This window comes from Flavobacterium zhairuonense (assembly GCF_004352915.1).
GTDB classification, from domain to species: domain Bacteria; phylum Bacteroidota; class Bacteroidia; order Flavobacteriales; family Flavobacteriaceae; genus Flavobacterium; species Flavobacterium zhairuonense.
The window spans coordinates 486224-512195 of record NZ_SJSY01000076.1 but is presented as its reverse complement, the minus strand read 5'-3'; the positions used below and the strand labels follow the sequence as shown (position 1 = coordinate 512195).

Here is a 25972-nt window from a genome sequence, read left to right as displayed (position 1 = left end):
AAATCAAATGTTTAAAAGATTTATACAACGACCTGTACTTTCAACAGTAATATCTGTTATTATTGTTATTTTGGGTGTTTTAGGATTGATTGAGCTTCCTATTTCTCAATATCCAGATATAGCGCCGCCAACAGTAAATGTTTCAGCTAGTTATACAGGTGCCAATGCCGATGTGGTACTGAAAAGTATCGTAATTCCGTTGGAAGAGCAAATTAACGGTGTAGAAAACATGACTTACATGACTTCTACTGCCACAAACGACGGAAATGCTTCGATAAAAATTTTCTTTAAAGTAGGAACAAATCCTGATTTAGCAGCGGTAAACGTTCAAAATAGGGTTTCTAGAGCTACAAGTTTATTGCCTGTTGAGGTAACTCAGGCAGGTGTAACGGTTACTAAGAGCCAGAGCAGTAACTTGCTGATTTTTTCTCTTTACAGTGATGATAAAGCCTACGATCAGACGTTTCTTCAGAATTATGCCAAAATCAATCTTGTGCCTCAAATCCAGCGTGTTGTTGGGGTAGGAGATGTAACTGTTTTTGGTGCCAAAGATTATTCGATGAGAATTTGGCTGAAACCAGATGTAATGCAACAATATAAGTTGATTCCGAGTGATATTTCGGCAGCATTGGCGGAGCAGAATATCGAAGCGGCGCCGGGTAAATTTGGTGAAAACGGAAATCAGGCATTTCAATATGTAATCAAATACAAAGGGCGTTTAACGAGTGCGAAAGAATTTGAAGATATTGTTATAAAATCTGTCGGAAACGGACAAATGTTGCGTTTAAAAGATATTGCCAAAGTAGAGTTGGGATCTTTAAGTTATTCGTCAACAATTAAAACAAACGGTGTCGAATCGGCAGCAATGGCAATCAGCCAGACTCCAGGATCAAATGCCCGTGATGTAATCATCAATTCTAAAAAACTGATTGAAGAAGCGGCAAAGAGTTTTCCAAAAGGAATGAAATATACCATTATGGTTGACGTCAATGAAAATTTGGATGCTTCGATCGAAAAAGTAATTCATACTTTGATTGAAGCTTTTATATTGGTTTTCATCGTAGTGTTTATTTTCCTTCAGGATTTCAGATCTACTTTAATTCCGGCAATTGCGGTTCCGGTTGCGATTGTGGGAACTTTTTTCTTCCTGAATTTATTCGGATTTACGATCAATTTATTGACGCTTTTTGCAATGGTTCTCGCCATTGGTATTGTGGTAGATGATGCAATTGTCGTCGTAGAGGCTGTGCATGCCAAGCTCGATCACGGATACAAATCGGCAAAAAAAGCGACTATTCATGCGATGGACGAAATCTCGGGAGCGATTATTTCGATTACATTAGTAATGGCGGCCGTATTTATTCCGGTAACTTTTATTAATGGATCGACTGGGGTTTTCTACAAGCAATTTGGTATTACGTTGGCTGTTGCAATTATTCTTTCAGCAGTAAATGCCTTGACATTGAGTCCGGCATTATGTGCGCTTTTATTGAAACCGCATGCAGATGATCATAAGCATAAAAGCTATTTACAGCGTTTTTATACTTCATTCAACGTTGCATTCGATAATGTAACAGAAAGATATAAACGTTCTGTTAGTTTTCTTTCTGTAAAAAAATGGATTGCATTAGCCTCAATTGTGATTGCTGGTGTTGCATTAGTTTATATGATGAAAACTACGCCATCTGCTTTCGTTCCTTCTGAAGATCAGGGAACTGTTTTTGCGAATATCAGTTTGCCACCATCTTCTTCTATGGAGCGTTCAGATATTATTGCTAAAAGAGTAGACAGTATCGCGAAGACAATTCCGGGAGTGAAAAACACGCTTCGAATCGTTGGACAAAACTTTACAGCCGGAGCGGGAAGTGCTTATAGTATGGTTATCGTAAAATTGAAGCCATGGGATGAACGTGATCTGAGTGTTGATGATGTAATCGGACAGTTATTTGCTAAAACAAGCGGTATTCGCGAAGCTAATATTTTCTTTATTTCACCGCCAACTATTCAAGGTTTTGGACAAAGTGGTGGATTTGAATTCCAATTGCAGGATAAAGGTGGTCACACTACTGCCGAATTCTATAAAGTAAATAATGAATTCTTAGCAAAATTAGCAGAACGCCCAGAAATTCAATATGCAACAACGCCATTTAATCCTGGTTTTCCTCAGTATATGATGGATATTAATTTGGCGAAAGCCAAAGATGCAGGAGTTTCTGTAAATACGATTTTGTCAACCATGCAAGGTTATTATGGCGGATTGTATGCTTCGAATTTCAATAAATTCGGGAAACAATATCGTGTAATGATTCAGGCTTCTCCAGAATTCAGAACAAATAAAGAAGGTTTGAATAAAATATTTGTTCGCAACAGCGCAGGAAATATGGCGCCAATAACAGAGTTTGTGAATATGACGAGAGTTTTTGGTCCCGAATCAATTTCGAGATTCAACTTATTTACGTCGATTTCGATTACAGGAGCACCAAAACCGGGTTATAGTTCTGGAGACGCTATTAAAGCGATTCAAGAAGTGGCGGCAGAAAATCTTCCTGCAGGTTACGGATATGAATTTTCGGGTTTAACGCGTGAGGAATTAGCTTCGGGAAGTGAGACGATATTTATTTTCTTATTGTGTTTAGTGTTCGTTTATTTCTTGTTGAGTGCGCAGTACGAAAGTTATATTCTTCCGTTTGCGGTATTATTGTCAATTCCGTTTGGATTGGCAGGAGCTTATTTGTTCTCGATCATTTTCAAACTGAATAGCAATATTTATTTACAGATTTCTCTAATCATGTTGATTGGACTTCTTGCCAAGAACGGTATTTTGATTGTCGAATTTGCTTTGGACAGAAGACGAAAAGGTCTGCCAATCGTTCAAGCAGCAATTGAAGGAGCGGTGGCACGTTTGCGACCAATTTTGATGACATCTTTTGCCTTTATTCTCGGACTTGTTCCATTGATGTTTGCCTCTGGCGCAGGAGCAGTTGGAAACAAATCAATTGGTACAGGAGCTGTAGGAGGAATGTTGATCGGAACCATTTTGGGAGTTTTTGTAATTCCAGTGCTGTTTATCATTTTCCAGACTTTACAGGAAAAAGTAAGTGGTCCGGCAAAAGATGGTTATGATGACGAAGACGATGATGAAGAAATTCACGTATTAGAAGCTCACAAAGAGTAAAATTTAATTAAAAAGAAATGACTAATAGTTCAAATAAATATATTTTGTTGGTAATGACGGCCGCACTTTTGAGTGCGTGCTCCGTTACCAAAAAGTACGAACGTCCCACAACGCTTTCGACAGACAAATTGTATCGTGATCAGACTTCTGCTGATACGACTACGATTGCTGATATGCCTTGGCAGACTGTTTTTAAAGATGAAAAATTGAATGCTTTAATTCAGAAAGGATTAGATAATAATCTTAACCTGAAAAATGCAATTGAGAATATTGTACAGGCTCGTGCTTCTTTGCGCCAAAGCAAATTGGCTTATTATCCAACATTGCAATTGGATGCAAACGCAACGCGTACCAAACAATCTGAAGCGGGACTAAATTTTCCTGCAGGAATCAATATCAATACTTTGACAACGACTTATAAATTAGGTTTAAGTACAAGTTGGGAAGCTGATATTTGGGGGAAATTAAGCAGTTCCAAAAGAGCAGCTTTGGCAACTTATTTAGCATCAGATGCGGCAAAACAAGCTGTTCAGACACAATTGATTTCAGATATTGCCAATAATTATTTCAGACTTCTTGCTTATGATAAATCGCTGAAAATTACGCAGGAAACACTAGAAAGTCGTATTAAAAATGTTGCAACAATAAAAGAACTTAAAGAAGGTGCTATTGTTACTGGCGCGGCAGTTGTGCAAAGTGAAGCCAATCAGCATGCAGCTGAGGTTTTGATTCCGGATTTGAAACAAAATATTCGTGAAACAGAAAATGCTTTGAATATTTTGTTAGGACAAGCACCGGGGGCAATTGAAAGAGGAAATCTGGACTCGCAGATTGTCCCTGAAAATCTTGCTTTGGGTTTGCCATCACAATTATTGGAGAATCGTCCAGATGTGCGTCAGGCAGAGTTTAATTTCAGAGTGGCTTTTGAATCTACAAATTTGGCAAAAACCTATTTTTATCCAAGTTTGACACTTACAGCAAGTGGCGGATTTTCGAATTTGCAGTTGACAGACTTCTTTACTAATTCTGTTTTTTACTCGATCATTGGCGGATTAACCCAACCAATTTTCAATCACGGAATCAATAAAATGCGATTGACAAATGCTCAGTCACAGCAAATACAAGCTTATAACAATTTTCAGCAAAGTCTTTTGACGGCTGGCCAGGAAGTTTCAAATGCTTTGTATTCTTATCAAATGGCAGTTGAAAAAGAAGATTCGAGAACAAAACAAATTGAAGCTTTGGTAAAAGCGGTCGATTATACGCAACAACTTTTAGAATATAGTTCGGCAACAAACTACACTGATGTTTTGACTTCTGAACAGAACCTTTTAGCAGCTCAATTGAGCGGTGTCAACGATAATTTACAGAAACTGCAGGCGGTTGTTGATTTGTATCGTGCCTTAGGCGGAGGCTGGAAATAGTAATTAATTTATAATGATAAAAACGTCCCGAGTTTTGGGACGTTTTTTGAAATGTATATCGGTTAAAAAACGCTCTTCGTCGATTGGTTTTCCATTTCCGTATAATGCATGCGAAATACACTAAATATTGGCATTACTTTCGATTATTATCTACTGAAATTAATATTTAAAAACAAAAAAGATGAAAAAGTTAGTATTCGCCGCAGTGCTTTTTATGAGTGTATTTTTTGCTCAGGCACAAGTTTCTATTAATGTAAATATTGGAACACCTCCAAATTGGGGTCCACAAGGATATGATGACAGCAGATATTATTATTTGCCAGATATTGATGTATATTATGATGTGAATCAGAGCGTATTTATTTACGATAACAACGGAAAATGGATACGTGATAAAAGACTTCCTTCAAGATGCAGACAATATGATTTGTATTCTGGTTATAAAGTTGTTTTAAATGATTACAAGGGAGATGCTCCATATAATTATCATACAAAACACCGTGCGAATTATCCAAAAGGATATCAAGGAAAACCTCAGAAAAATAGAGGAGAAAAACCAGCAAAAAACAATAATTCTAAAGGGAAACAGAAACACGAAAATAAAGAATACACAAACAAAGAATATTCTAATAAAGAATATTCAAACAAAGACCACGATCGATCGCATGGTGATCACCATTAATAAAATTTAAACATGACAAAGAAAAACGTCCCGAATTTCGGGACGTTTTTTGATTTTGATAGGTTGCTGTTTTTAATTTCAAGTAGAGAAAGTCAATTCTTTTGCTTTAAAATTACTGAACAAAACCTGACGTGCACTACTAATAGTTTCTTCGGTACGGTAAATACTGCACCAGAATTTAATCAACAGCTTATATTTTCCGTCTGAAATTGCGGTGTAGAAAATTTGTGGCGCTTTTTCCAGATTAATTAAAGGCAGACTTTCAAGCGCTTGCATTATAATTTCATTTATGGCATCTGGAGTTGTATCTCCATTGATTTCGATTGCAACTTCCACAAGTTTAAAATTGTCTGTATATGTCCAGTTTGTGATATTTTGAGATAGCAAATTTCCGTTCGGGATAATAATTTCGGCGCCATTTGGAGCGTTGATTTTTGTTGTTCTTAATCCCATTGATTTTACTCGGCCAGATTCTGAACTAATTTCGATGACATCTCCAATCTGAATTGGTTTATCAAAAATTAAAATGACACCCGATACAAAATTATTTACCACATTTTGAAGCCCGAGTCCAACACCAACTCCAAGTGCGCCCAATAAAATACTCAATTTATCCAACGGCATTCCTGAAGCGGCAACGGCCAGAAGATAACCGGCAATCAAAACAAGAAGTCTGGTAATTAATAGCTTAGAATGTTGTCTTTTGTTTACGTTTTCTTCGTTTTCATCATCGATTTCTCCAAAAAAGTAGGCAACATATTTTTGAAGAAGGTGAGCAATCCATATAATAATGAAAAACAGCACTATATTTCCTAAAGTAAAAGTAATGCTTCCGATAGTGTTTGGATGACTTAGCAAATCTCCTAAAGAAGTACGAAGCGATTCCCAAATATTTAGATTTGAAGCAATTACTACAAGCCACATATAGCTTATCACAATAATAAATGGCTTTTTTAAGGTGTCAGATAAATTTTCGTAATCAAAAATCTTCTCTAAACCGCGCTTAATTCTGGTTGTATAAATTTGAAGCAGAATGATTTCAAGAATAATCTTTAATAAAACACTCAGCGCAATAATCTGCGTAAGCGAAATAAAAGCGGTAAGTGTCAGCATATTAGAAAGTGAAACTCTCCCGAAAAGGTTATAAAGTATCGATAAACCATTAAAACCAATAAAAATAATGCTTGCCCATTTAAAAAATCCTTTGATATACAATTGATCTTTAATGCTTTTGATCTGCACTAAGCCATAGCGTATTCCCATAATATTAATTACAATAAAAGCGCAACGCTGTATAAAACCTACTTCTATAAACAAATCTAGAAAACAAAGTGTAAAGAAAAGCCCTAAAAGCAACGCCCAATTTTTCATGGATTGCATTGACCATTTGTTTTTGAAAAGCACTGTCAGAACTCCAAGCAAAATAAGCTGAAGCATTTCCAGAAACAAGGCAGGAGCATACAAATTACTTACCACAGCAATATTGAGTCCGATAACTAGAACTGGAATTAAAATACCTCGATTTAGGTAGTTAAAATTGAAAAGAGTAAGGTTTTCGGCGTATCCATTTTCTTTTAGGTATTTTATATTTCGGAAAATGTACCAAAACAAAATTCCCATAAAGAACAATAATGTGATTAGTCCGCCGGCACGGTAACTGAGGTAATAAGATGCAACGCTTTTTTCTATAATTACTTTTGCTCTTATATTTTGAGATACTTGTTTTTTAGGTACAGAATCGTTTGTGCTCCATAAAAACGGATATTCTTTTCTTAGGATACTAATTCCAGATTGTTCCAGTTTGCCTTCAACGGTAATTAAGGCGTTTGATACTGCAATTTTTCTTTCGACAGTCAGTCTTTTTTTGTTGTTTAAAATGCCTTGATTTTTAGTCATCAAACTGTCTGTTGCCATGTATCTTTTTTTAAGATTGGCGAACTCTTTTTTGAATTGTTTGCGACGAACAGTATCTTTTATGAGCTCCATAAAAGTTTTGTCTTTGTGCAAATCGACAAACCTGTTTTTGATTTTTTCCAGATTCGCATTTCGAGAATTAATGGCCGTATTTTGGTCTTCTAGTTCTTGCTGAATCTCTTTCAGAACAATGCGATACATTTGTTGATTTCGCACATTAGGATTTGCACCTTTGAGACTTGTCAGAATAAGATCAAGCTTGCTTTGTGTTCTTTTGATTTCACCAAATAAATGATGTGTTCCACCATCAAAATCAGCATCGTTGTAGGCAGATTCCATGACTTCGCTGGCTTTTTCAATTGCCATCAAATAATCACTGTCGGTTGTGGTTTTTTCAAATAATTTTGGACGGTTTTCTTTTTTTTGCGGAGCTGTTTGCGAGTAAACAAATGATACAAAAAATAAGGCGAATAGATAGAGGTAACTTCTTTTTAAAATCATAATTTAAGAATGAAATTTGGGTTTTCAAATTTAAATTTTTTTGCCTATTTCTAAGCTCTAATTAAGTAAATATTAGGAAAAATTAGGATGAAGTTTTCTGTTTTTTTTAAAATGAAATTTATAAAAAGGAGGGATAAGATTTCGAAATAAAATTTATATTTTAGTGAGCTCTCTTTAAGTAAATTATGAAAAAACAAAATACCACAAAAGGAAATATTTTGCCAAGTATTATTTTTATCTTGGAATTGTACGCTTTGCCAACGCAATTTTATTTATTGTTAAATGGGTCAGAATTTACTTTTATAAGTGCAACAATACGCTTTTTCAGTTTTTTTACAATTCTTACCAATTCTATTGTTTTCCTGTGGTCGGGAATGTTTTTATTTGGAGGAAAATCTAATATTAAATCTTTTTTGTCAAAATGTACGACAATCACGGCAATAACAGTTTACATTATGATTGTCGGAATTGTTTTTAATGTCCTTCTACGTTCTATTGCACATTTAGAAGGGCAACATCGTATTGTCAGTGAAATTTTTCATTCCGTTGTACCAACTTTATTTTTTATTTATTGGCTTTTCGTCGTCCCTTCGGAAAAGATCTCTTTTAAGGTCGTTTTGCCGTGGCTGATTTATCCAATTGTTTATATAATTTATACTTTACTTCACGGAATTTCAACCGATTTTTACCCTTATCCTTTTGTAGACATAACAAAAATAGGTTTTGAAAAAGCAATTTTAAATGGATTTTTTGTACTAGTAGCGTTTGTGATTCTATCATGTATTTTGATTTTCATTTCTAATAAAAGAAATAAAATTATCTGAAAAAAACTCAGTAGCTTAGAAACTTAGTGTCCTAGTATGTAAAAATTAAAATTTAGCCTTAAAATGTTTGATGTTGAAGTTTTTAGATTTAATTACTTTTCCTTTATCGGTAATCATCAAACAAGAATATTCAGGGAATTTTTCAATCAACAGCAAACCTTCTTTGTGGCCTAAAACCATTATTGAAGTACTTAGTCCGTTTGCGTTTTCTGCATTTGGGCCAAAAACGGTTACACTGCATAATCCAGTTGCTGGATAACCCGTTGCTGGATTTATAATGTGTGAATATCTTTTTCCATTAAAAACAACAAATTTCTCATAACTGCCAGAAGTAGTAACGGCTTGTTCTTCAAGCGGAACAACTGCTAAAAGTTTTTCCGGATCAAACGGATTTGTAATGCCAATTTTCCACGGATTTCCGTTTGGTTGTTTTCCCCAAGTGCTCATATCTCCAGAACCGTTTATAATTCCAGCTTTTATGCCTTTTGCAATCATCATCGTTCGGCATTTATCTGTAGCGTAACCTTCACCTAAAGCGCCAAAACCAATTTTCATGCCTTTTAATTTCAGGAAAATAGTCGATTGAACACTATCTAAAATAATGTTTTTATAGCCGACTTTCTCTACTGATTTTTTTATGGCTTCTGTCGAAGGCATTTCGGTCATTGAACCGTCAAATTTCCATATTCGATCCATTGCTGCGAAACTTACATCAAATCCACCGTTTGTTATTTTAGATAATTTAATGGCTCTTTGTGCAAGTTCAAAAACTTCTCGATCGACTTTTATGGGTTTGACTCCTGCATTCTGATTCACTTCAGAAACTTGTGAAGTTGGTTTCCAGTCTGAAATTAAATTTTCAATTCGGGTGATTTCGGCAATTACCAAATCTATATTTTGCTCAGCTGTTAAAGAGTCAGTTGCAACAATACTAATATCAAAACGTCCGCCCATAAGCAATGTCGTTCTTTTTCGTAAAACCTGAGCATTTAATGAGAAACTGCACGCAAGTACAAACAAAAACAAAAGCTTATTTAAAGGTAATTTTGGTGTCATTGGTATAAAAATTCTAATAACAATCTGCTAGTAGTTGTTTGTTGTTTTTATAGCTTAAAAGAGTTTTCATTCCGTTGGCTAAGCATAAATCATTCAAAATGGTTTCAACATCTTGCTGCATAGCAAGTGAACCGCAAATCATAATAACGCCGTTATTCTGCAATAAGTTGATAAAGAAATCAGCATCTTTTTTGATCAAATCCATTACATAATGATGTTCCGCTTCTCGTGAAAAAGCCAAATGCAGCTTATGAAGTTGCTTTTTCTGGATCATTTCAGAAGCAAACTTTTTGTAGCCTGAAACGGTTTCAGTTTCCATTCTAAAGCCAGAATACAAATGGGTTTCGGTCTTTTTCTTGTTTTGTTCAATCATTCCCAGAAACGGTGCAATTCCAGTTCCGTTAGAAATCAACGCTACTTTTGACGCTTTTTTAGGAAAATGAAAAGCATGATTATTGATAATTCTTGCTTTTATGACTTTTCCAGGAGCTAACTCATTCAAGAAACCAGAACCCAATCCATGCGGATGTAGTTTGACAACCAATTGAATATTTCCGGAATGATTTCCAATAGAATAAAGACGTTCTCTGGTATCGTTTGCCGGATAAATAGCTAATAAATCTCCAGATGTAAATTTGGTCCTTGCGTTTGCCCTTAATGTGACCAAGAAAGTTTGTTCAGACTCAGAAACCAATGTTTTGTCTAAAACCATTAATTTTTGAAGTCCTTTTGGAACATGATTGTAAACAGATGGAGTAGTAGATAATTCTATTCCGGTTTTGGCACTCCATAATTTAATCCATTCCACAAATTCTGTTGCCGATTTGTCGTTTACAGTTTGCAAATCAATAAATCGTTCTGCCCAATCTTGCTTGTCAAGAAGTTGATCGATTTCAATAGCAAAACCGCAAAAATCAGGGTACGCTTTGGAACCAAAACCAACCACCGAAAAATTGATTTTTTGCTGTTGATTGTGTTTCTTTAAAAGGGTTTCAAATTTACCTCCGTTTGACGGTGCGTCACCCAATCCGTGTGTGGAAGAAAAAACGATAAAATGTTCGGCTTTTGGGAAAACCGTAAAACTATTCAATTCTGCAATATGTGCTTTTTTGCCGTGGTCAATCAATTGTTTCAAAATAGCATTTGCAAAACGCAAAGTGCTTCCGTTTTCAGATCCAACTAAAAGAATAGTGTCGCTTTCATGGGCTTTGAATTTATTTTTGATTCGGCTCGCTCTTCGTTTTAAAGTTATTGCAAAACCAGAGTAAATGAAAAACAGAATATTTAAACAAGCAATTGCCAAAATAACGGCCCAAATTGCATTTATTCTTCCTGTATGAATATCAAGACTCAACGCGGCTAACTGAATCGTCATTGGCGAAAGTTTCTCCGTTATGACAGCGCCGGTAACCTGATTCACTTCAATTTCTCGGTCTTTTAATTCAATGATATAATATTCTTCTGGATCATCTGTAAAAGGAAATTCGATTTTCTTTACATCTTTCAAAAGTGTTTTTTCAAAGACTGAAGTTTTTTTGGCTGTCGCCGAAAGCTCTGTTTTTATGGGTTTTGGTTTTTCATCTCCCATAAAAAAGTTAAATCGTTCAAGGGAAAGATAAGTTCCTGTAAGTGCAATAATCAAAATGGGGATTAAAGCTAATCTTCCCAAAACAACATGATAATATTGGGCAAAATATTCTTTGACTACTTTTGCAAAAAAGTTTCTTATTCCTCTTTGTCGGCTTAAAACAAGCATAAAACCCGAAATAGCGATCAGGAATAATAAGAACGAAATTATACCAACAAAAAAACGCCCCGTTTCATGAAGAAACAAGGAGCGGTGAAGACTAGTGATCCACTGAATAAATTCGCTTTTTTTTGCAGGAGTTCCTAGTATTTTGCCTGTTCTAGCATCAATAAAAGATTTAATGTCATTTCCATCTTCATCAATAGCTTGAAGCGTTACAAACTGATTGTAATCGATGCTTAATTCAGTGATTTCAGCATATTTCTTTTTTAAAACTGGAAGTGTTTCTCCTAAAGTTAAGGCGTTAAAATTTTCTGTTTTGTATGGCAACGCCTTTTCCTGAACGGCATCAACAGCAAGAATAATTCCTGTTACAGATGCTAGCAGTAAAAACAAAGAAGAAAACAAAGCCAAAGCTAAGTGTGTGTAACGCCAAAAAGAAAGAGTCATTGAATGTAAGCTAAAAAGTAATCAAATGTAAAATTATGAAATATAAGATGTTAGATTTTGTTTAATCTTACATATCTGATGTAGCCTTTTCCTTCGGTCTTATCAGCTAAACCAGCTGTTGTCAATGGAATTTCAAGGTCGCTTACATAATATTTCTGATCTTCAACAGCTGATTCAAATCGCAATTTATATCCTTTATTAAGTTTGCTTTCATCAATTTCAAAAGTAGTAACACTTCTGTCTCCACCAGTAACAGATGCTCCTGAAATAGCGCTAACATCATCATTTTTTGCAGTATGGAATTTGTTCCATTCCTTTAATGATTTGTACCATTTTTTATCATCTCCCATTACATAAAGCGTTTTCTCATATTCGCCTTTTGGATTAATTAACGAAACCACGATATATGCACCTTCGCCCATATAATTTGCCATTTGAAGCATGCATTTGTATTTGCTCGTTTGTGCGTTTGATTGAAAAGAAATAAGGCAGATAAGTGTTGCAGTAAGTGCGATTTTGAATATTGATTTCATTCTGTGAGTTATTCGTTATGGGTTATTCGTTATAAGTTTTATACGTTAAGAGTTATGTGTTAAGAGATATGTTTAAGAAAGTTAAACTCTTAACTCACAACACATAACTAATAACCTTTTAAGACTATTTTAAAAATTCGATTGATATGTTTTGTTTTGTAAGCGACTCGTTTTCTTTTGCTAAAGCGTAAGCGCTTTCGTCAAATTCTGTTGTGATGTCTTTTTTAGCGCCAATTGAAAGTAAATATTTTAAAACCGAATCATCTTTTGCAACCATTGCAGCTTTATGAAGTGCAGTGATTCCGTCTTTATTTTTTGCATTTACATCAATGTTTAAAGGCGCTAATTTTTTAAGCAAAGATAAATCGTTTTTCGCTGCAGCAAAATGATATAAAGTGCTTCCGTCTTTTTGCGGAGCAGCAAGATTTAATCCTTTTTCTTGAAGCAGTTTTGCTTTAGTATCAAAAGTATCTTGTTTTGGATCCGGTCTGTAGGATTGCACTAAGTAAAAACCTAGATTATTCCCGTCTTTATCTTTTACATTAACATCTGCACCTTTTCCTAAAAGAAGCGCCACAGCATCTGGAGTTCCAGATTTCACAGCCATTGTCAAAGCCGATTCTCCTTTTGCATTTTGTAAATTGATGTTTTTAGCCACAGGCAACAAAACTTCTAAAGCACCATTTTCTCTAGCTCCTGCAGCAATCATAAACGGCGTATTTCCATCATTGTTTACTTTGTTTGCATCAACATCTTTAGAAAGGAAATAAGAAATGATTTCTTTCTGATTTGGTTTTCCTGCCAATAAATGCAATACATTTTCGCCAGATTTTCCAGTTACAGTTGCTTTTAATTTTAATTCTTCAACCAAAAATTTATAAGCATCAAGAGAAGTAGTTTCTCTACGGTTTCCTTGAGTCGCTATAAGAAGCGCGTTGTCAGTATATTTTACTTTTCGGTCTAATAACTTTTTCAAAAGAGTAATATTTCCGGTTCTTGCTGCATAATCAAAAGCAGTACTTCCGTTATTGTCAACATCTTTTAGCGATAAGCCTTTTGTGATTAAAAAGTCAGTCAGTTTTAATTCCTTGTCCGATGGAATAGCCAAAAGAAGCAAGTTTTCTCCATCTTTATATTTTTTCTTCGGATTGATTCCTGCTTTAAAGAAAGCTTCGTAAAGCGCTGGATCAAATTGTCCGTTTGATGCTGCAAAAACAAGTGGAGTAGTGCCGTGGCTGTCTTCAAAATTAATGTCTGAGCCTTTTGAAATTAAATATTGAACTAATTCGGTATTACCTCTGTAAGCCGCCCAGTGCAAGTAAATACGATTATCGTGAGTAGATTTATTAATAGGATTTCCTGGTTGATCCAATAAAAATTTGATGCTTGCCAATGGTGCATCATTGTTAATGGCAAGAGTAGTTACGTCAAAAGCGTTTGCATTAGCTTCAGTAGGATTATTTCCTTTTGCTATTTCTGCTTTAACTGTGTTCACATCTGGTGCTGTTTTCCAAAAAGAAGCATCTAATAATGTGTTTTTTTGTTGCGCACTAACAAATAAAGCGGTAGTTAATGCCAAAGAAAGAAAGAAATTCTTTTTCATATTTTGGTATTTGTTGTTTTTCAATTAGTTAAAGTTGTTGTTTTTTTTTTAAGATGAAAATCTTCATATTAAACTATTCTATTTAGAATAAATAAAAATAACGCAAATGTAAAAATTAATCTTAGTAAATCAATTTATTTGGCACAGAAACTTTGCTTTTAAGCATATTTTAAGCTTTTTTTCTTGATTCAGCTTTTATAAGACTTATGAGAGAAACAAAAGTTTAATCTAGATCAAAACTTTTTTATGATGCAAAAAGGTATAATTCTGATTAAATATTAATTTAGTAGCCGTTTCCAAAATTAAACCTTAAAAACCCAAAACATTTCTAAATGGAAAATATTACTGTAATCATAATGTTGCTGTTTGGCGTTGCTTTTTTGAGCTTGATTAGCAAAAGATATAATTTTCCGATCCCTATAGTATTAGTGCTTTGTGGTGTTGCAATTAGTGTAGTTCCGGGACTTCCTGTTATTGCTTTAAACCCTGAAGTCGTTTTTATTATCTTTTTACCGCCACTTTTATACCATGCTGCGTGGTACACGAGCTGGTATGAGTTTAAAAAAACAATTCGTCCGATAACGCTTGCAGCAGTTGGTTTGGTTTTGTTTACTACATTTTCGGTTGCGGTTGCCGCGCATATGCTTATAGATGATATCTCTTGGCCGTTAGCATTTTTGCTTGGCGCAATTGTTTCGCCTCCAGATGCTGTTTCTGCAACTTCAATTACAAAAGGACTTGGACTTCACCCCCGATTGATTGCTATTTTAGAAGGTGAAAGTCTGCTGAATGATGCAAGCGGACTTGTAGCTTATAAATATGCCCTAACTGCTATAGTTGCCGGTAATTTTGTGTTGTGGGAAGCTGGGTTGAATTTCTTTATCATGTCGACTTTAGGAATTGCAATTGGTCTTTTAGTTGGTTACGTTATGAGTATAATTCACAAGAGATTTGTCTGTGATGATATTATTGAGGCGACATTGACAATGTTAACACCTTTTGCATCCTATTTGCTGGCAGAACATTTTGAATGTTCAGGAGTACTTGCAGTGGTAACCACCGGACTTTTTTTGTCGGCGAGATCAGGAAGCATTTTTACCCATGAAAGCCGTATGATGGCCGGAACGATTTGGAATATTTTGACCAATATTTTAAACGGATTGATTTTCATATTAATTGGTTTGCAGTTGCGCGATATTATTTCGGGAATTAGCAATTACTCGGGTACCTCTTTATTTTTGTGGGGAGCGAGTATTAGTATAGTGGTTATTTTGGTTCGTTTTTTATGGATTATTCCGGCGACATTGGTTCCGAGGTTTCTCAGCAAAAAAATCCGTCAAAACGAAGAATTTGATTATAGAAACATGATTATTTTTGGCTGGTCCGGAATGCGTGGTGTGGTTTCTATGGCGGCCGCATTGGCTTTGCCTTTAATGTTGAATGAAAAAGAGGGATTTCCGCTTCGTAATCTTATTATTTATTTGGTTTTCTGTGTTATACTTTCGACTTTGGTAGTTCAAGGATTAACGCTTCCGTGGCTCATTCGAAAATTAAAATTACAGCCGTACTCTATTTTGGCTGAAGAATATGAAATCAGAAATATGATTGTTTCTGAAACGATCGCCCATATTGAAGATAATTTTTCACTGCTGAATGACGATTTGCTTCATAATATCAAAAGTAAATATGAAGTAAAATTTAATCGTTTGCAGAAAACAGAACTTCCGGCAAATTTCTTCGGAAAAGGAAATGTAATGGGAGGGGAGATTTTTAATGATTTCACCAAACTGCAAATCGATTTGCTCAATGTAGAGCGTGCAAAATTAGAAGTAATGCACAAAAATGGCTCTGTAAATGAAGAGATTTTTAGAAAAATAGAAAAAGAACTCGATCTTGAAGAAACACGCCTTTGGATGGAAATGTATGAGGAATAAAAGTAATTAGTTAATTAGATAATTAGAAAATTAGATAATTGGATAATTGATTTTGACTCAATTTTAGAAATCCATATAGTGTTGTAAAATAACTTATATTTACATCTCATAATTATTTATTTTATGGAAGAGAATAAACATGTGACGATCTATGATATTGCGGAGAAGCTGAATTTAGCGACTTCCACAATTTCAAGAGCTTTAAAAGATCATCATTCAATAAGTGATAAAACGATAAAAAAAGTCAAAAAAGCAGCTAAAGAAATGGGATTTGTTCCTAATACTCTAGCGGCAGGACTGCGTGGCAATAAAACAAAAACAATTGGGGTTTTGATTCCAACGGTTACGCAGCCTTTTTTGTCATCACTTATTAGTGGTATTGAAATTACGGCACAAAAATCGGATTATTCAGTTATCATTATGCAGTCGCATGACTCCTATCATGATGAAGTAAATATGGCTAAATCATTGTACAGTAACCGTGTAAGTGGCGTGATTTGTTCGCTTGCAATGGAAACTAGAGATACGGCGCATTTTGAGCAATTTTCAAATAATAATATTCCGCTTGTATTTGTGGATAGGGTTCCGAAGGATTATAATACTTTTAGAGTTGTAATCGACAATTATTCGGCAGGTTATAAAGCTACAAAGCATTTAATTGAGCAAGGTTGTCTTCGAATTGCACATTTAACTGCTGGCGCCGAATTCGGGAATCTTTATAACGAAAGAAAAAGAGGTTATATGGAAGCCTTGAGAGATCATAATTTGCCTATAATTGAGGAGTTGATTGTTGATTTGAAATCGGTTACATATGAAGATGGAGTAAAAGCCAGCAATAAATTGTTTGATTTGAAACCAATTCCCGACGGACTTTTTGCTTCTGGAGATATTATCGCCGTAAGTGCCGTGCAGACAGCCAAAAAAAGAGGAATTAAAGTTCCAGAAGATTTAGCGGTTATTGGCTTCAATAATGACCCTATTTCTGAAATTATTGATCCAAATTTATCTACGATTACACATCCGGCAGAAAAAATGGGTAAAGCCGCTGCCGAAATCATTATAAAAAACCTAAAATCCTTAAAAGAGAGTGAAGTCCAGGAAATAACATTCTTAAATACTGAAGTCCTGGTTCGAGAATCTTCCCATAGAAAATAATAGCCAAAGTCTTTGTTCTTAAATTGAAGGCTTTTTTCAATACGATAGAACTCCCGTCATTTCAATTGGCGGGAGTTTTTTTAACTATTATGAGCAACCGATTGTCTTTTTAGTTTATTTTTCTGAATAAAATTAAGATCTTGACATTTTTCCTACGTTGCAGTTGAATTACTCAATGTTTACTTATGGTTCATTCGAGTTTGCTTTGCGAACTGAAATTGAAAATAAATCCAATCTCAATTTTTACATTTTTTTTAGTTTTTTCTATAAAACATTATTTTATCTACAACGTTTTCGTAGATACGGAATCGTGTTTTATTAAATATTTAAAATTTTAATACAAAAAATGTATTATATATTTTTTAAATGGCTATTTTTTTAATTATTCGGATAAAAAAATTGCACAACCGGTTGTGTGTTGTTGTATTTTATATATATTTGTTCAAACTAAGATAAGTCTATAAAAAACAACTAACCATAACTATTAACTAATTAAATCAACCATTTATGACTAACTTTTTAATTACTAAAAGCAAATGGAAATGCTTTGAAAATCTTGGAATGCTGTTCCTGATGTTCGTGTTTTCTGCTGCAGTAAATGCCCAAACCACTGTATCTGGTGTAGTTTCAGATGCAAATGGACCAATTCCTGGAGTTAACATTATTGTAAAAGGAACTAACATTAATACTGTTTCTAATTTTGATGGAGCTTATACCATTCACACGTTACCAGCTAATGGCGTTTTGGTCTTCAGCTTCATCGGATATAAAACCAAAGAAGTAGCTGTTGCTAATCAAACTAAAATAAATGTTACGCTTGAAGAAGATTCAAATGACTTAAAAGAGGTAGTCGTAGTAGGTTATGGTACCATGAAAAGAGGTGATTTGACTGGAGCAATTTCGTCTATTTCAAGCAAAGCAGTGACAGAGTCGGTAACTACGACTGTTGACCAGCTTTTGCAAGGAAGAGTTGCAGGGGTTCAGATGCAAGCCAACAGTGGTGCGCCGGGAGCGAGTTCTTCGGTTCGTATTCGTGGTATAAGTTCATTAAACGGATCAAATGAACCAATCTACGTTATTGACGGGGTTATTATTGATGGTACAGCAAGCGGAGCAACTTCAAATCCATTGTCTTTCATCAACCCTTCAGATATTGTTTCGATGGATGTTTTAAAAGATGCTTCTGCAACGGCAATCTACGGATCTAGAGCTGCAAATGGAGTAATTATCGTTACAACAAAACGTGGGAAAAAAGGAGAAATGGCGCTTAACTTTGACAGTTATGTTGGTTGGCAAGAAATTCCGAAACACTTGGATTTGCTTAATCTAAAGGAATACGGAACTCTTAAAAATACACGTGCCGACATGGGAATTGTACAGCGTGATAATTATTTCATTAGACCTGATTTGCTTGGTGAAGGAACAGACTGGCAAAAAGAACTTTTTACAACAGCCTTGATGCAGAGTTACAACTTATCAGCTTCTGGAGGTTCTGATGCAACTACTTATGCAATGGGAATTGGGTATTTAGATCAGGAAGGTATTGCTATAGGTTCTGGTTTTGACCGTTTCAATTTAAGAGGAGTTATCGATTCTCAACTAAAAAGCTATTTTAAAGTAGGAGTAAATTTTGCAATGAGCAAAACAAACCAAACTACGACAGTTACTGATGATTCTTTGATTCTGACAGCATTAAAGCAAACTCCAAACGTTGCAGTTCGTAATGCAGATGGAACTTTTGACGGTCCAGATACAACTGAATTTGTGCAAAACAATCCAATCGGTCTTGCTTCAATCAAAGACAATCATAACATCAACTATAATATGAGAGCCAGCACGTATGCTGAAATCAGTTTTACAAAAGACTTGAAGTTCAAAACACAATACTCTGTAGATTATAGTTTTGTAAATAATTACACTTTTAGTCCCTCATACACTTTTGGTGCTCTTGTAAACGATGTTCGTGAAGGAACAAGAACAAAATCAAATAGTGATTTTTGGCTTTGGACAAATTCATTGAATTATAACAAAACGTTTGGTTCGCATAATATTAATGCAATGGTTTCTCAAGAGATGCAAGAGTCGCATTGGGAAAATCTTTACGGTTACCGTTCAGGATATTTGACTAATGGCGCAACAGACTTAAATGCTGGTGACGCGACAACAGCGAAAAACTCAAATGCAAGTAATACAAGTGCTTTAAAATCTTATTTTGCCAGATTGATTTACTCTTATAACGACAAGTATTTATTGACAGCAACTATTCGTCGAGACGGTTCTTCAAAATTTGCTGAAGAAAATCGTTGGGGTTGGTTCCCATCTGCCGCTGTAGCTTGGAAAGTTTCAAATGAAGAATTTTTAAAAGACAGCAAAGTGGTCAACAATATGAAATTGCGTGTGGGTTGGGGAGAAGTAGGTAACCAAAATGTACCAAACTTTGCTTATACTTCAACTTATAATGCTTCTGCAACAAATTGGGGAACAGGACTTCTTGCAGCAAATACAGCAAATAAAGATTTGAAATGGGAAACGTCTTCTCAAACAAACGTTGGTCTTGATTTAGGATTTTTAAACAACAGAATCGAATTGACTACAGATGTTTACTATAAAAAGACTAACGATTTGCTTTTGCAATTGCCTTTGCCAGCATATGTTGGTACTACAGGGCAAGGAGCAACATCTTCTCCTTGGGTAAATGTCGGTTCGCTTGAAAATAAAGGTATTGAGTTTACATTGAATACTTTGAACATGGACAGAAAAGATTTCACTTGGAAAACTAATGTTACTTTTTCAATGAATAGAAGCAAAGTTCTTGCTTTAAATACAGAAACAGGAATTTTAAACAAAAGCATCCAACAAGGTTCTGATGTGACAGTTGTTACACGTACTGCGGTTGGAGAACCGATCGGGCAATTCTACGGTTACAAAGTTATAGGACGTTTTGAAAATGCTACAGATTTTTATTATAAAGACAAAAACGGTGTAGTGCAACCAACAGCTTTGCCTGAAGGAATGAAAATTGGTGAAAATGGTGTTTGGATTGGCGATTATATTTTTGAAGACATCAATAAAGATGGCGTGATCAACGAAAAAGACCGCGATTATATTGGTAATGCAAATCCTGATTTTACATTTGGTGTCAATAACTCATTCTCTTTCTTAGGTTTTGATGTGAGTGTTTTGGTGACAGGTTCGTACGGAAATGATGTTGCAAACTACCAAAGACGTTGGTTAGAAAATCCTCGTGAAAACACAAACTTATTGACTTCTGCCTTAGGATATGCACAATTGGAATTAATTGATCCAACGGGCCCAAACGATTATCGTAACGTTCATATCGTTGGAGGAGATCCTTATATGCCAAGAATTGCGGCATCATCAGCGGCTTCATCATCAAATTACCGTTTCAGCAACCGATTTATTGAAGATGGTTCTTATGTGAGAATCAAAAATATTTCGATCGGATATAATTTGCCTCAAAAATTATATTCTAAATACGGAATTTCGAATATCAGAGTGTATTCAAATGCTCAAAATATTTTGACATTCACCAAATACAAAGGGTATGATCCAGAAGTTGGTTCGTTAAATCAAGATGCTCTTTTAACAGGTATCGACAACGGACGCTATCCTTCGCCAATGATTACTACACTTGGATTAAATGTTAATTTCTAAAATTTTGCTGACAATGAAAACAAAAAAAATAATATACTCGGTTCTTTTGATCGCATTACCATTTGTTTGGACAAGTTGCAGTGATCTTTTAGATGTTGAACCTGAAGATCAAATTACAAAAGAAAACTTTTATCAGTCAGAAGCCGATTTTCAGGCTGCGACTGGACCTCTTTACAATAAAGTTTGGTTCGATTTTAATGACAAATTTTATTATGGTTTAGGAGATGGGCGTTCTGATAACTTGTATGCACCTTATTCAGATTATGTTTATCCTTTTACAGATTTGTCTGAAACAGGATTGACTGGGCCTTTAGTTTCGGCTTGGGGATCATTATACAATGTTGTACAACAATCTAATAATGTAATTATTGGTATTTCAGATAGTAACGTAAATGCGACTATCAAAAACAAATATATTGCTGAAGCTCGTTTTATGAGAGGAACTGCGTATTGGTATTTGGCATCGCTTTGGGGTGACGCTATTATTTCTACAGATCCTAGAGAATTGGTTAAAAATCCGGTTGTAAACAAAAATCCGATGAAAGATGTTTATGAATTTGCCATTCGTGATTTGGAATTTGCTGCAAAATATCTTCCGGAACAAGCTGGCCAAGCTGGTCGTTTGACAAAATATAGTGCTTACGGAATGCTTTCTAGAGTTTATTTATCTTTTTCAGGAGTAAGCGATAATCCAAACAGTGGCACTCGTAAACAAGAATACCTTGATTTGGCTAAAAAATCAGCTGAAAAAGTAATCAATTCTGGTCCGTACAAATTATTGGCTAATTATGCTGATTTATTTAAAATTGACAATAACAACAATCCAGAATCGATGTTTGCGCTTCAATGGGTTCCAAATGGCGATTACGGAGTAAACAATACACAACAGGCATATTTTGCATTAGGTTCTGATATTACCGGAGATGATGCGGCTTGGGGGTACTGGACAAGAGCTTCTTATGATGTTTTGAAAGAATATGAATCTAAGGATGCACGTCGTAAAGCAACTTGGATGGGTGACGATGATTTTTACGCAGAAATAAACAAAGCAAATGGAGGTTATACAGTTGATCACGGAAAAGATTTCTTGACAGTGAAAAAAGGCGTTGTAGGTTCTACAAAAGACAATCCTAAAACGACTCGTATGAATTCAGGTTTAAACACTTATATGTTGCGTTTAGGAGAGGTTTATTTGAATTATGCTGAAGCAGCTTTAGGAAATAATGCTTCAACTGCAGATGCATTAGCAATTGCGGGTGTAAATGCACTTCGTCTTCGTGCAGGACTTGATCCAAAAGCAACTTTGACTTATGCTGATATTATTCACGAAAGAAGAGTAGAGTTATGTATGGAAGGCCAATATTGGTATGATTTAGTTCGAAGATCTTATTACAAACAACAAGAAGTAATAAACTATGTTACAGCTCAAAACAGAGGAACAATTGTACCAATTTTATATGATTCTGCAACAAATACAGTTTCAATTGATGCTACAAGAAGTAACAGTTCACGTTCAATCGGTGTAATTGACGCGACTATTTTCCTTTTGCCTTATCCAGAATCTGAATTGGTTCAGAATCCTTTGTTGAGAGAAAATCCAGTTCCTTATGAGTTTAAGGAAGAAAAAATCAAAGACTTATTCTAATAATCTGAAAATAATAAATCTAAAAGAAAGATTAATATGAAATATATTTTAAATAAAAAGTATTGGGCATCCATTGCGCTTCTTGGAATAATGGTTTTTAGTATGCTGTTTACTTCCTGTGATAGTAGTGATAATGCAAGCAAACAAATAGTAATCAGCAAAGTATTTCTAGAAGATGTAAATTCAACTGTTCCTGATAGAGAAGTGAATTTTGCTCGTTTAGGCCAAACCTTGCGAATTGAAGGCTCAGGGTTTACAGGATTGAGAAGAGTATTTATCAATGGATATTCAACATATTTTAATGTGGTTTTTGTTTCTGATAATTCGATGATTGTCAGTGTTTCATCTGATACGCCTACAATTGAAGCTGATCCTGCTGTTAGAAATACAATTCGTTTTGTAAACGATAATACCGAAACGACTTTCAATTTTGATATTCGTTCAGGTAAACCAGCAATTACTGACATTTCGAATACAATGCCTAATCCTGGCGAAATTATTACAGTTTCAGGCTCTGGTTTGACAGAAATTAAAAAAGTAACTTTCCCTGGAAATGTGGTGGTAACAACCGGAATTGTTTCAGACCCTGATGGTGAATTTTTTATGGTTACAATGCCAAATGGAGTTTCAGATAATGGAGGATCATTATTTGTTGAAGGCTCAAACGGTGGAGTTTACTCTCCGGCATATTTTAATTTCAAAAAAGGATTGTTGCTTAATTTTGACGGACAAGGACAGCACGGATATTGGGGAACGAGTACAAGTATGATTCAGCCAGCAGATTTGGAATCGGCTACAATTGGAACAGGGAATGTTTCGCAAGGAAAATATGTGCCACATCGTCCTGCTCGTATCGCTTCTTTTGAAGCTGGAAAAAATCGTCTTTCAGAAGTTTGGACAGCAGGAAACGGAGTTGATAACTGGAGATCTCAGTTAACACCATATATTCCTGCAAATACACCTCTTGACAAAGTTGCATTTCAATTTGATGTTTTTGTTCCGGATGCATGGAAAGATTCTGGTTTCTTAAAAATATGCATGATTAATAACTTTAATGGAGGAGAATGGGCAGGCGCAGTTTATAATTATGTTCCGTGGATTGTAGATGGAAAATCAACAGAGTTTAAAACTGCTGGTTGGAGAACCGTAACAATTCCGTTGAATAAATTCTACGCTTGGTCTAAAGAAGCTTATACTTTCGAAACTGTTTTGGCATTCCGCGAAGCGGCAACGTATCAGAATTTCGGGATTTATTTCGAAAACTCTAATGTGAAGCTTAAAGATGTTACAGGCACTGCAAGCGAAGTAGAATTTGCTGCAAAAGCAACTTCAGTAAAAGTGTATACAGACAATTGGAGAATAGTTTCTTTAAACACACCAGTTTACAACGATTTTAACTAAAAAAAGCATCAAAATGAAATATAAAAATATACTTCCAATAGCTGCCTTGTCATTAATACTTCTATCATCTTGTGATGATAATTTAATGGACTGGGAAAAAGATCCGGAACATGGTGCCGTAACAGGTGCAGAGCTTCCACTAGAATTGGTTGAGAAAATTAGCCGTTATGAGCCATTAAAAAATTATACTGATTTCGTTCTTGGAAATGGAATTGGAGCCGATTTATACATGAGTGATGCGGCATACCGCAAAATTGTAAATGAAAATTTTGACGAAGTGACGCCGGGTTACGCAATGAAACACGGCGCAATGGTAAATTCAAAAGGAGAAATAAACTTTGCTACAATTGATGCTTTTATTGCCGAAACTAAAAAAGCAGGATTAAAAGTTTTTGGTCATACTTTAGTTTGGCATTCCAATCAAAATGCAAGTTATTTGAACAGCATTATTGCTCCAACGGTAATTCCAGGTTCAAGCGGAACAAATATTTTAGATATCGCAGGCTTAAAAAGTGGAGCGTTTACTAACTGGGCCAGAAATAATCCAGGAAAAGGGATTTCGGTTGTGGTAAATTCAGGGCTTACAAGTACTTCGCAAGCAGTGCAATTGCAATCAAGTGCGACATCTTCTGCAGCTTATAATTTGCAGTTGACATCACCAAATGTTCCTATTCTTGCGAATCATAATTACGAAATTTCATTTTATATCAAATCTGATGTTGCTGGAAAAGGGCGTATTTCTTTTAATGCTTCACTAACAAACCAATATCCATACAAAGATTGGTATGCAACAGGAGGATCATGGACAGAAGCTTTTGCTACAACATCATCTTGGCAGCAAGTAAAAATCAAATTGGCTCCGGGCGATTTTAAAGCAGGAAGCACCACTTTTCAGTTTAATATCGATTTAGGTTACTTGCCAAATGTGACGTACTTAATCGACGTTAACACACTTGCTGTAGTTGATTTAGATGCAGCGCCAACTGTAAATAATTTAATTGCAAATGGTAAGTTTAATACTGATTTGACAGGCTGGTCTAAATATAACGGAGCGACTGATGCATTAAGTCTTGCTGGTGCGGCAAATGCCTATGAAGGCAACGGAGCTATGAAAGTGGTTAATGCTACAAGTGACGCTGCAAATCAATGGAAAACGCAAATTCATGCTGACTTCACTTCGAAGCTGACTCTAGACAAAGATTACACCATTTCATATATGATTCGTTCAGAAGCAACGGGTTCTGTACGTTGTTCAACAACTGGAACTACAGCACGTTATCAAAGCGATTTGGCAACTTCTCCAACTTGGAAATTAGTAGAATGGAAGTTTAAGGCTAACGGAACAGAGACGGGATTGAACTTTGACTTAGGAGGAGCGGCTGGAACATATTATATTGACAACGTAGTAGTTTCTGACGGAACTTCAACTGGAGGAGCAACACCACCGGTGAATATTGATAAAACCGATGCTGAGAAAACAACGATCATTGGCAATGCAATGGCAGATTGGATTACTAAAATGATGGCACACTACAAAACAAGTGTTTTTTCTTGGGATGTTGTAAATGAGCCAATGAAAGAAGACGGGACTTTAAGAAGCGGAAATGAAGGCGACACAGCAACCGATTATTTCTCATGGGTGAAATACTTAGGAAAAGATTACGCTGTAACTGCTTTTAAATTAGCTCGTGCAAACGGAAATGCAACAGACAAGCTTTTCATTAACGATTATAATCTTGAATCAAGATTAGATAAATGCGATGGCTTGATCGAATATGTAAAATATATTGAAAGCAAAGGCGCTAAAGTTGACGGAATTGGAACACAAATGCACATTTCGTTGACAACTGATAAAGATAAAATTGTTCAGATGTTCCAAAAATTGGCCGCTTCAGGAAAATTGATCAAAATTTCTGAATTGGATATCAGATTAGGTACTGCCACACCAACAGTTGAGCAACAGGCTTCTCAAGCAGCAATGTATCAGTACGTTATTGACATGTACAAAAAATACATTCCGGCGGCACAGCAATACGGAGTTACAATTTGGGGAGTTTCAGACAGTGTAAAAGAACACGAATTTTGGCTTCCAAATGAATCTCCAAACCTTTGGGATGCAAATTATGTACGCAAACATGCTTACAAAGGAACTGCTGATGGTCTTGCAGGAAAGGATGTAAGTGCTGGATTCTCAGGTGAATTAGTAAAAAAATAATTTTTTAGTTTGAAATAGTCCATGACACAAATTCGGTT

General features: G+C 35.3%; 15 protein-coding genes. 10 read left to right on the top strand and 5 right to left on the bottom strand.

The features are described from left to right. Window positions 1-7: 7 nt before the first annotated feature. From EYY60_RS21200 to EYY60_RS21190, 3 genes are all read left to right on the top strand, one after another. Entirely contained in the window at window positions 8-3175 is a 3168-nt protein-coding gene (locus EYY60_RS21200) for an efflux RND transporter permease subunit (RefSeq protein ID WP_132991270.1), read from the top strand. Window positions 3176-3192: 17 nt separating this feature from the next. Beyond that, window positions 3193-4599 carry an efflux transporter outer membrane subunit gene (locus EYY60_RS21195; protein ID WP_132991269.1) on the top strand — a complete coding sequence of 469 codons (1407 nt, stop codon included), beginning with the start codon at window positions 3193-3195 and terminating at the stop codon, window positions 4597-4599. 181 nt (window positions 4600-4780) lie between these two features. Beyond that, complete coding sequence (locus EYY60_RS21190) at window positions 4781-5281, top strand: hypothetical protein (RefSeq protein ID WP_132991268.1); 501 nt, start codon at window positions 4781-4783, stop codon at window positions 5279-5281. Between the two features lie 78 nt (window positions 5282-5359). Here EYY60_RS21190 and EYY60_RS21185 read toward each other — a convergent pair whose 3' ends face one another. Further along, the gene (locus tag EYY60_RS21185) at window positions 5360-7696 is read right to left on the bottom strand and encodes a mechanosensitive ion channel family protein (RefSeq protein WP_132991267.1); all 2337 of its coding nucleotides are present in this window, start codon (window positions 7694-7696) and stop codon (window positions 5360-5362) included. A gap of 185 nt (window positions 7697-7881) precedes the next feature. Here EYY60_RS21185 and EYY60_RS21180 point away from each other — a divergent pair, with 185 nt between their 5' ends. Then, window positions 7882-8520: a Pr6Pr family membrane protein gene (locus tag EYY60_RS21180; protein WP_132991266.1), complete on the top strand. Its 639-nt coding sequence runs from the start codon at window positions 7882-7884 to the stop codon at window positions 8518-8520. A 45-nt stretch (window positions 8521-8565) separates the two neighbouring features. Here EYY60_RS21180 and EYY60_RS21175 read toward each other — a convergent pair whose 3' ends face one another. The 4 genes from EYY60_RS21175 to EYY60_RS21160 form a co-directional block, all read right to left on the bottom strand. Beyond that, window positions 8566-9576 (bottom strand): FAD:protein FMN transferase, encoded by a 1011-nt coding sequence (locus tag EYY60_RS21175; RefSeq protein WP_132991265.1) that lies wholly within the window; start codon window positions 9574-9576, stop codon window positions 8566-8568. 13 nt (window positions 9577-9589) lie between these two features. Further along, the gene (locus EYY60_RS21170) at window positions 9590-11773 is read right to left on the bottom strand and encodes a PepSY domain-containing protein (protein WP_132991264.1); all 2184 of its coding nucleotides are present in this window, start codon (window positions 11771-11773) and stop codon (window positions 9590-9592) included. A gap of 50 nt (window positions 11774-11823) precedes the next feature. Beyond that, on the bottom strand, window positions 11824-12306 hold the full coding sequence (locus EYY60_RS21165; RefSeq protein WP_132991263.1) for a DUF2271 domain-containing protein: 483 nt from the start codon (window positions 12304-12306) through the stop codon (window positions 11824-11826). A 124-nt stretch (window positions 12307-12430) separates the two neighbouring features. Beyond that, entirely contained in the window at window positions 12431-13909 is a 1479-nt protein-coding gene (locus tag EYY60_RS21160) for an ankyrin repeat domain-containing protein (RefSeq protein ID WP_132991262.1), read from the bottom strand. A 332-nt stretch (window positions 13910-14241) separates the two neighbouring features. Here EYY60_RS21160 and EYY60_RS21155 point away from each other — a divergent pair, with 332 nt between their 5' ends. The 6 genes from EYY60_RS21155 (at window position 14242) to EYY60_RS21130 (ending at window position 25934) form a co-directional block, all read left to right on the top strand. Next, entirely contained in the window at window positions 14242-15843 is a 1602-nt protein-coding gene (locus EYY60_RS21155; protein ID WP_132991261.1) for a Na+/H+ antiporter, read from the top strand. Between the two features lie 123 nt (window positions 15844-15966). Then, the gene (locus EYY60_RS21150; RefSeq protein WP_132991260.1) at window positions 15967-16998 is read left to right on the top strand and encodes a LacI family DNA-binding transcriptional regulator; all 1032 of its coding nucleotides are present in this window, start codon (window positions 15967-15969) and stop codon (window positions 16996-16998) included. Window positions 16999-17505: 507 nt separating this feature from the next. After that, window positions 17506-20673: a SusC/RagA family TonB-linked outer membrane protein gene (locus EYY60_RS21145; protein ID WP_132991259.1), complete on the top strand. Its 3168-nt coding sequence runs from the start codon at window positions 17506-17508 to the stop codon at window positions 20671-20673. Window positions 20674-20686: 13 nt separating this feature from the next. Further along, window positions 20687-22318, top strand: a complete 1632-nt coding sequence (locus EYY60_RS21140) for a RagB/SusD family nutrient uptake outer membrane protein (RefSeq protein WP_132991258.1) — start codon at window positions 20687-20689, stop codon at window positions 22316-22318. 36 nt (window positions 22319-22354) lie between these two features. After that, on the top strand, window positions 22355-23719 hold the full coding sequence (locus tag EYY60_RS21135) for a glycan-binding surface protein (RefSeq protein ID WP_132991257.1): 1365 nt from the start codon (window positions 22355-22357) through the stop codon (window positions 23717-23719). A 13-nt stretch (window positions 23720-23732) separates the two neighbouring features. Beyond that, the gene (locus tag EYY60_RS21130) at window positions 23733-25934 is read left to right on the top strand and encodes an endo-1,4-beta-xylanase (RefSeq protein ID WP_132991256.1); all 2202 of its coding nucleotides are present in this window, start codon (window positions 23733-23735) and stop codon (window positions 25932-25934) included. Window positions 25935-25972 lie beyond the last annotated feature (38 nt).

What these genes read in the sequence shown, in the direction of transcription:
- EYY60_RS21145 (WP_132991259.1), top strand. Translation starts at nt 17,506, where the DNA reads ATGACTAACTTTTTAATTACTAAAAGCAAATGGAAATGCTTTGAAAAT.
- EYY60_RS21160 (WP_132991262.1), bottom strand. Translation starts at nt 13,909, where the DNA reads ATGAAAAAGAATTTCTTTCTTTCTTTGGCATTAACTACCGCTTTATTT.
- EYY60_RS21185 (WP_132991267.1), bottom strand. Translation starts at nt 7,696, where the DNA reads ATGATTTTAAAAAGAAGTTACCTCTATCTATTCGCCTTATTTTTTGTA.
- EYY60_RS21135 (WP_132991257.1), top strand. Translation starts at nt 22,355, where the DNA reads ATGAAATATATTTTAAATAAAAAGTATTGGGCATCCATTGCGCTTCTT.
- EYY60_RS21170 (WP_132991264.1), bottom strand. Translation starts at nt 11,773, where the DNA reads ATGACTCTTTCTTTTTGGCGTTACACACACTTAGCTTTGGCTTTGTTT.
- EYY60_RS21150 (WP_132991260.1), top strand. Translation starts at nt 15,967, where the DNA reads ATGGAAGAGAATAAACATGTGACGATCTATGATATTGCGGAGAAGCTG.
- EYY60_RS21175 (WP_132991265.1), bottom strand. Translation starts at nt 9,576, where the DNA reads ATGACACCAAAATTACCTTTAAATAAGCTTTTGTTTTTGTTTGTACTT.
- EYY60_RS21200 (WP_132991270.1), top strand. Translation starts at nt 8, where the DNA reads ATGTTTAAAAGATTTATACAACGACCTGTACTTTCAACAGTAATATCT.
- EYY60_RS21190 (WP_132991268.1), top strand. Translation starts at nt 4,781, where the DNA reads ATGAAAAAGTTAGTATTCGCCGCAGTGCTTTTTATGAGTGTATTTTTT.
- EYY60_RS21180 (WP_132991266.1), top strand. Translation starts at nt 7,882, where the DNA reads ATGAAAAAACAAAATACCACAAAAGGAAATATTTTGCCAAGTATTATT.
- EYY60_RS21130 (WP_132991256.1), top strand. Translation starts at nt 23,733, where the DNA reads ATGAAATATAAAAATATACTTCCAATAGCTGCCTTGTCATTAATACTT.
- EYY60_RS21155 (WP_132991261.1), top strand. Translation starts at nt 14,242, where the DNA reads ATGGAAAATATTACTGTAATCATAATGTTGCTGTTTGGCGTTGCTTTT.
- EYY60_RS21165 (WP_132991263.1), bottom strand. Translation starts at nt 12,306, where the DNA reads ATGAAATCAATATTCAAAATCGCACTTACTGCAACACTTATCTGCCTT.
- EYY60_RS21195 (WP_132991269.1), top strand. Translation starts at nt 3,193, where the DNA reads ATGACTAATAGTTCAAATAAATATATTTTGTTGGTAATGACGGCCGCA.
- EYY60_RS21140 (WP_132991258.1), top strand. Translation starts at nt 20,687, where the DNA reads ATGAAAACAAAAAAAATAATATACTCGGTTCTTTTGATCGCATTACCA.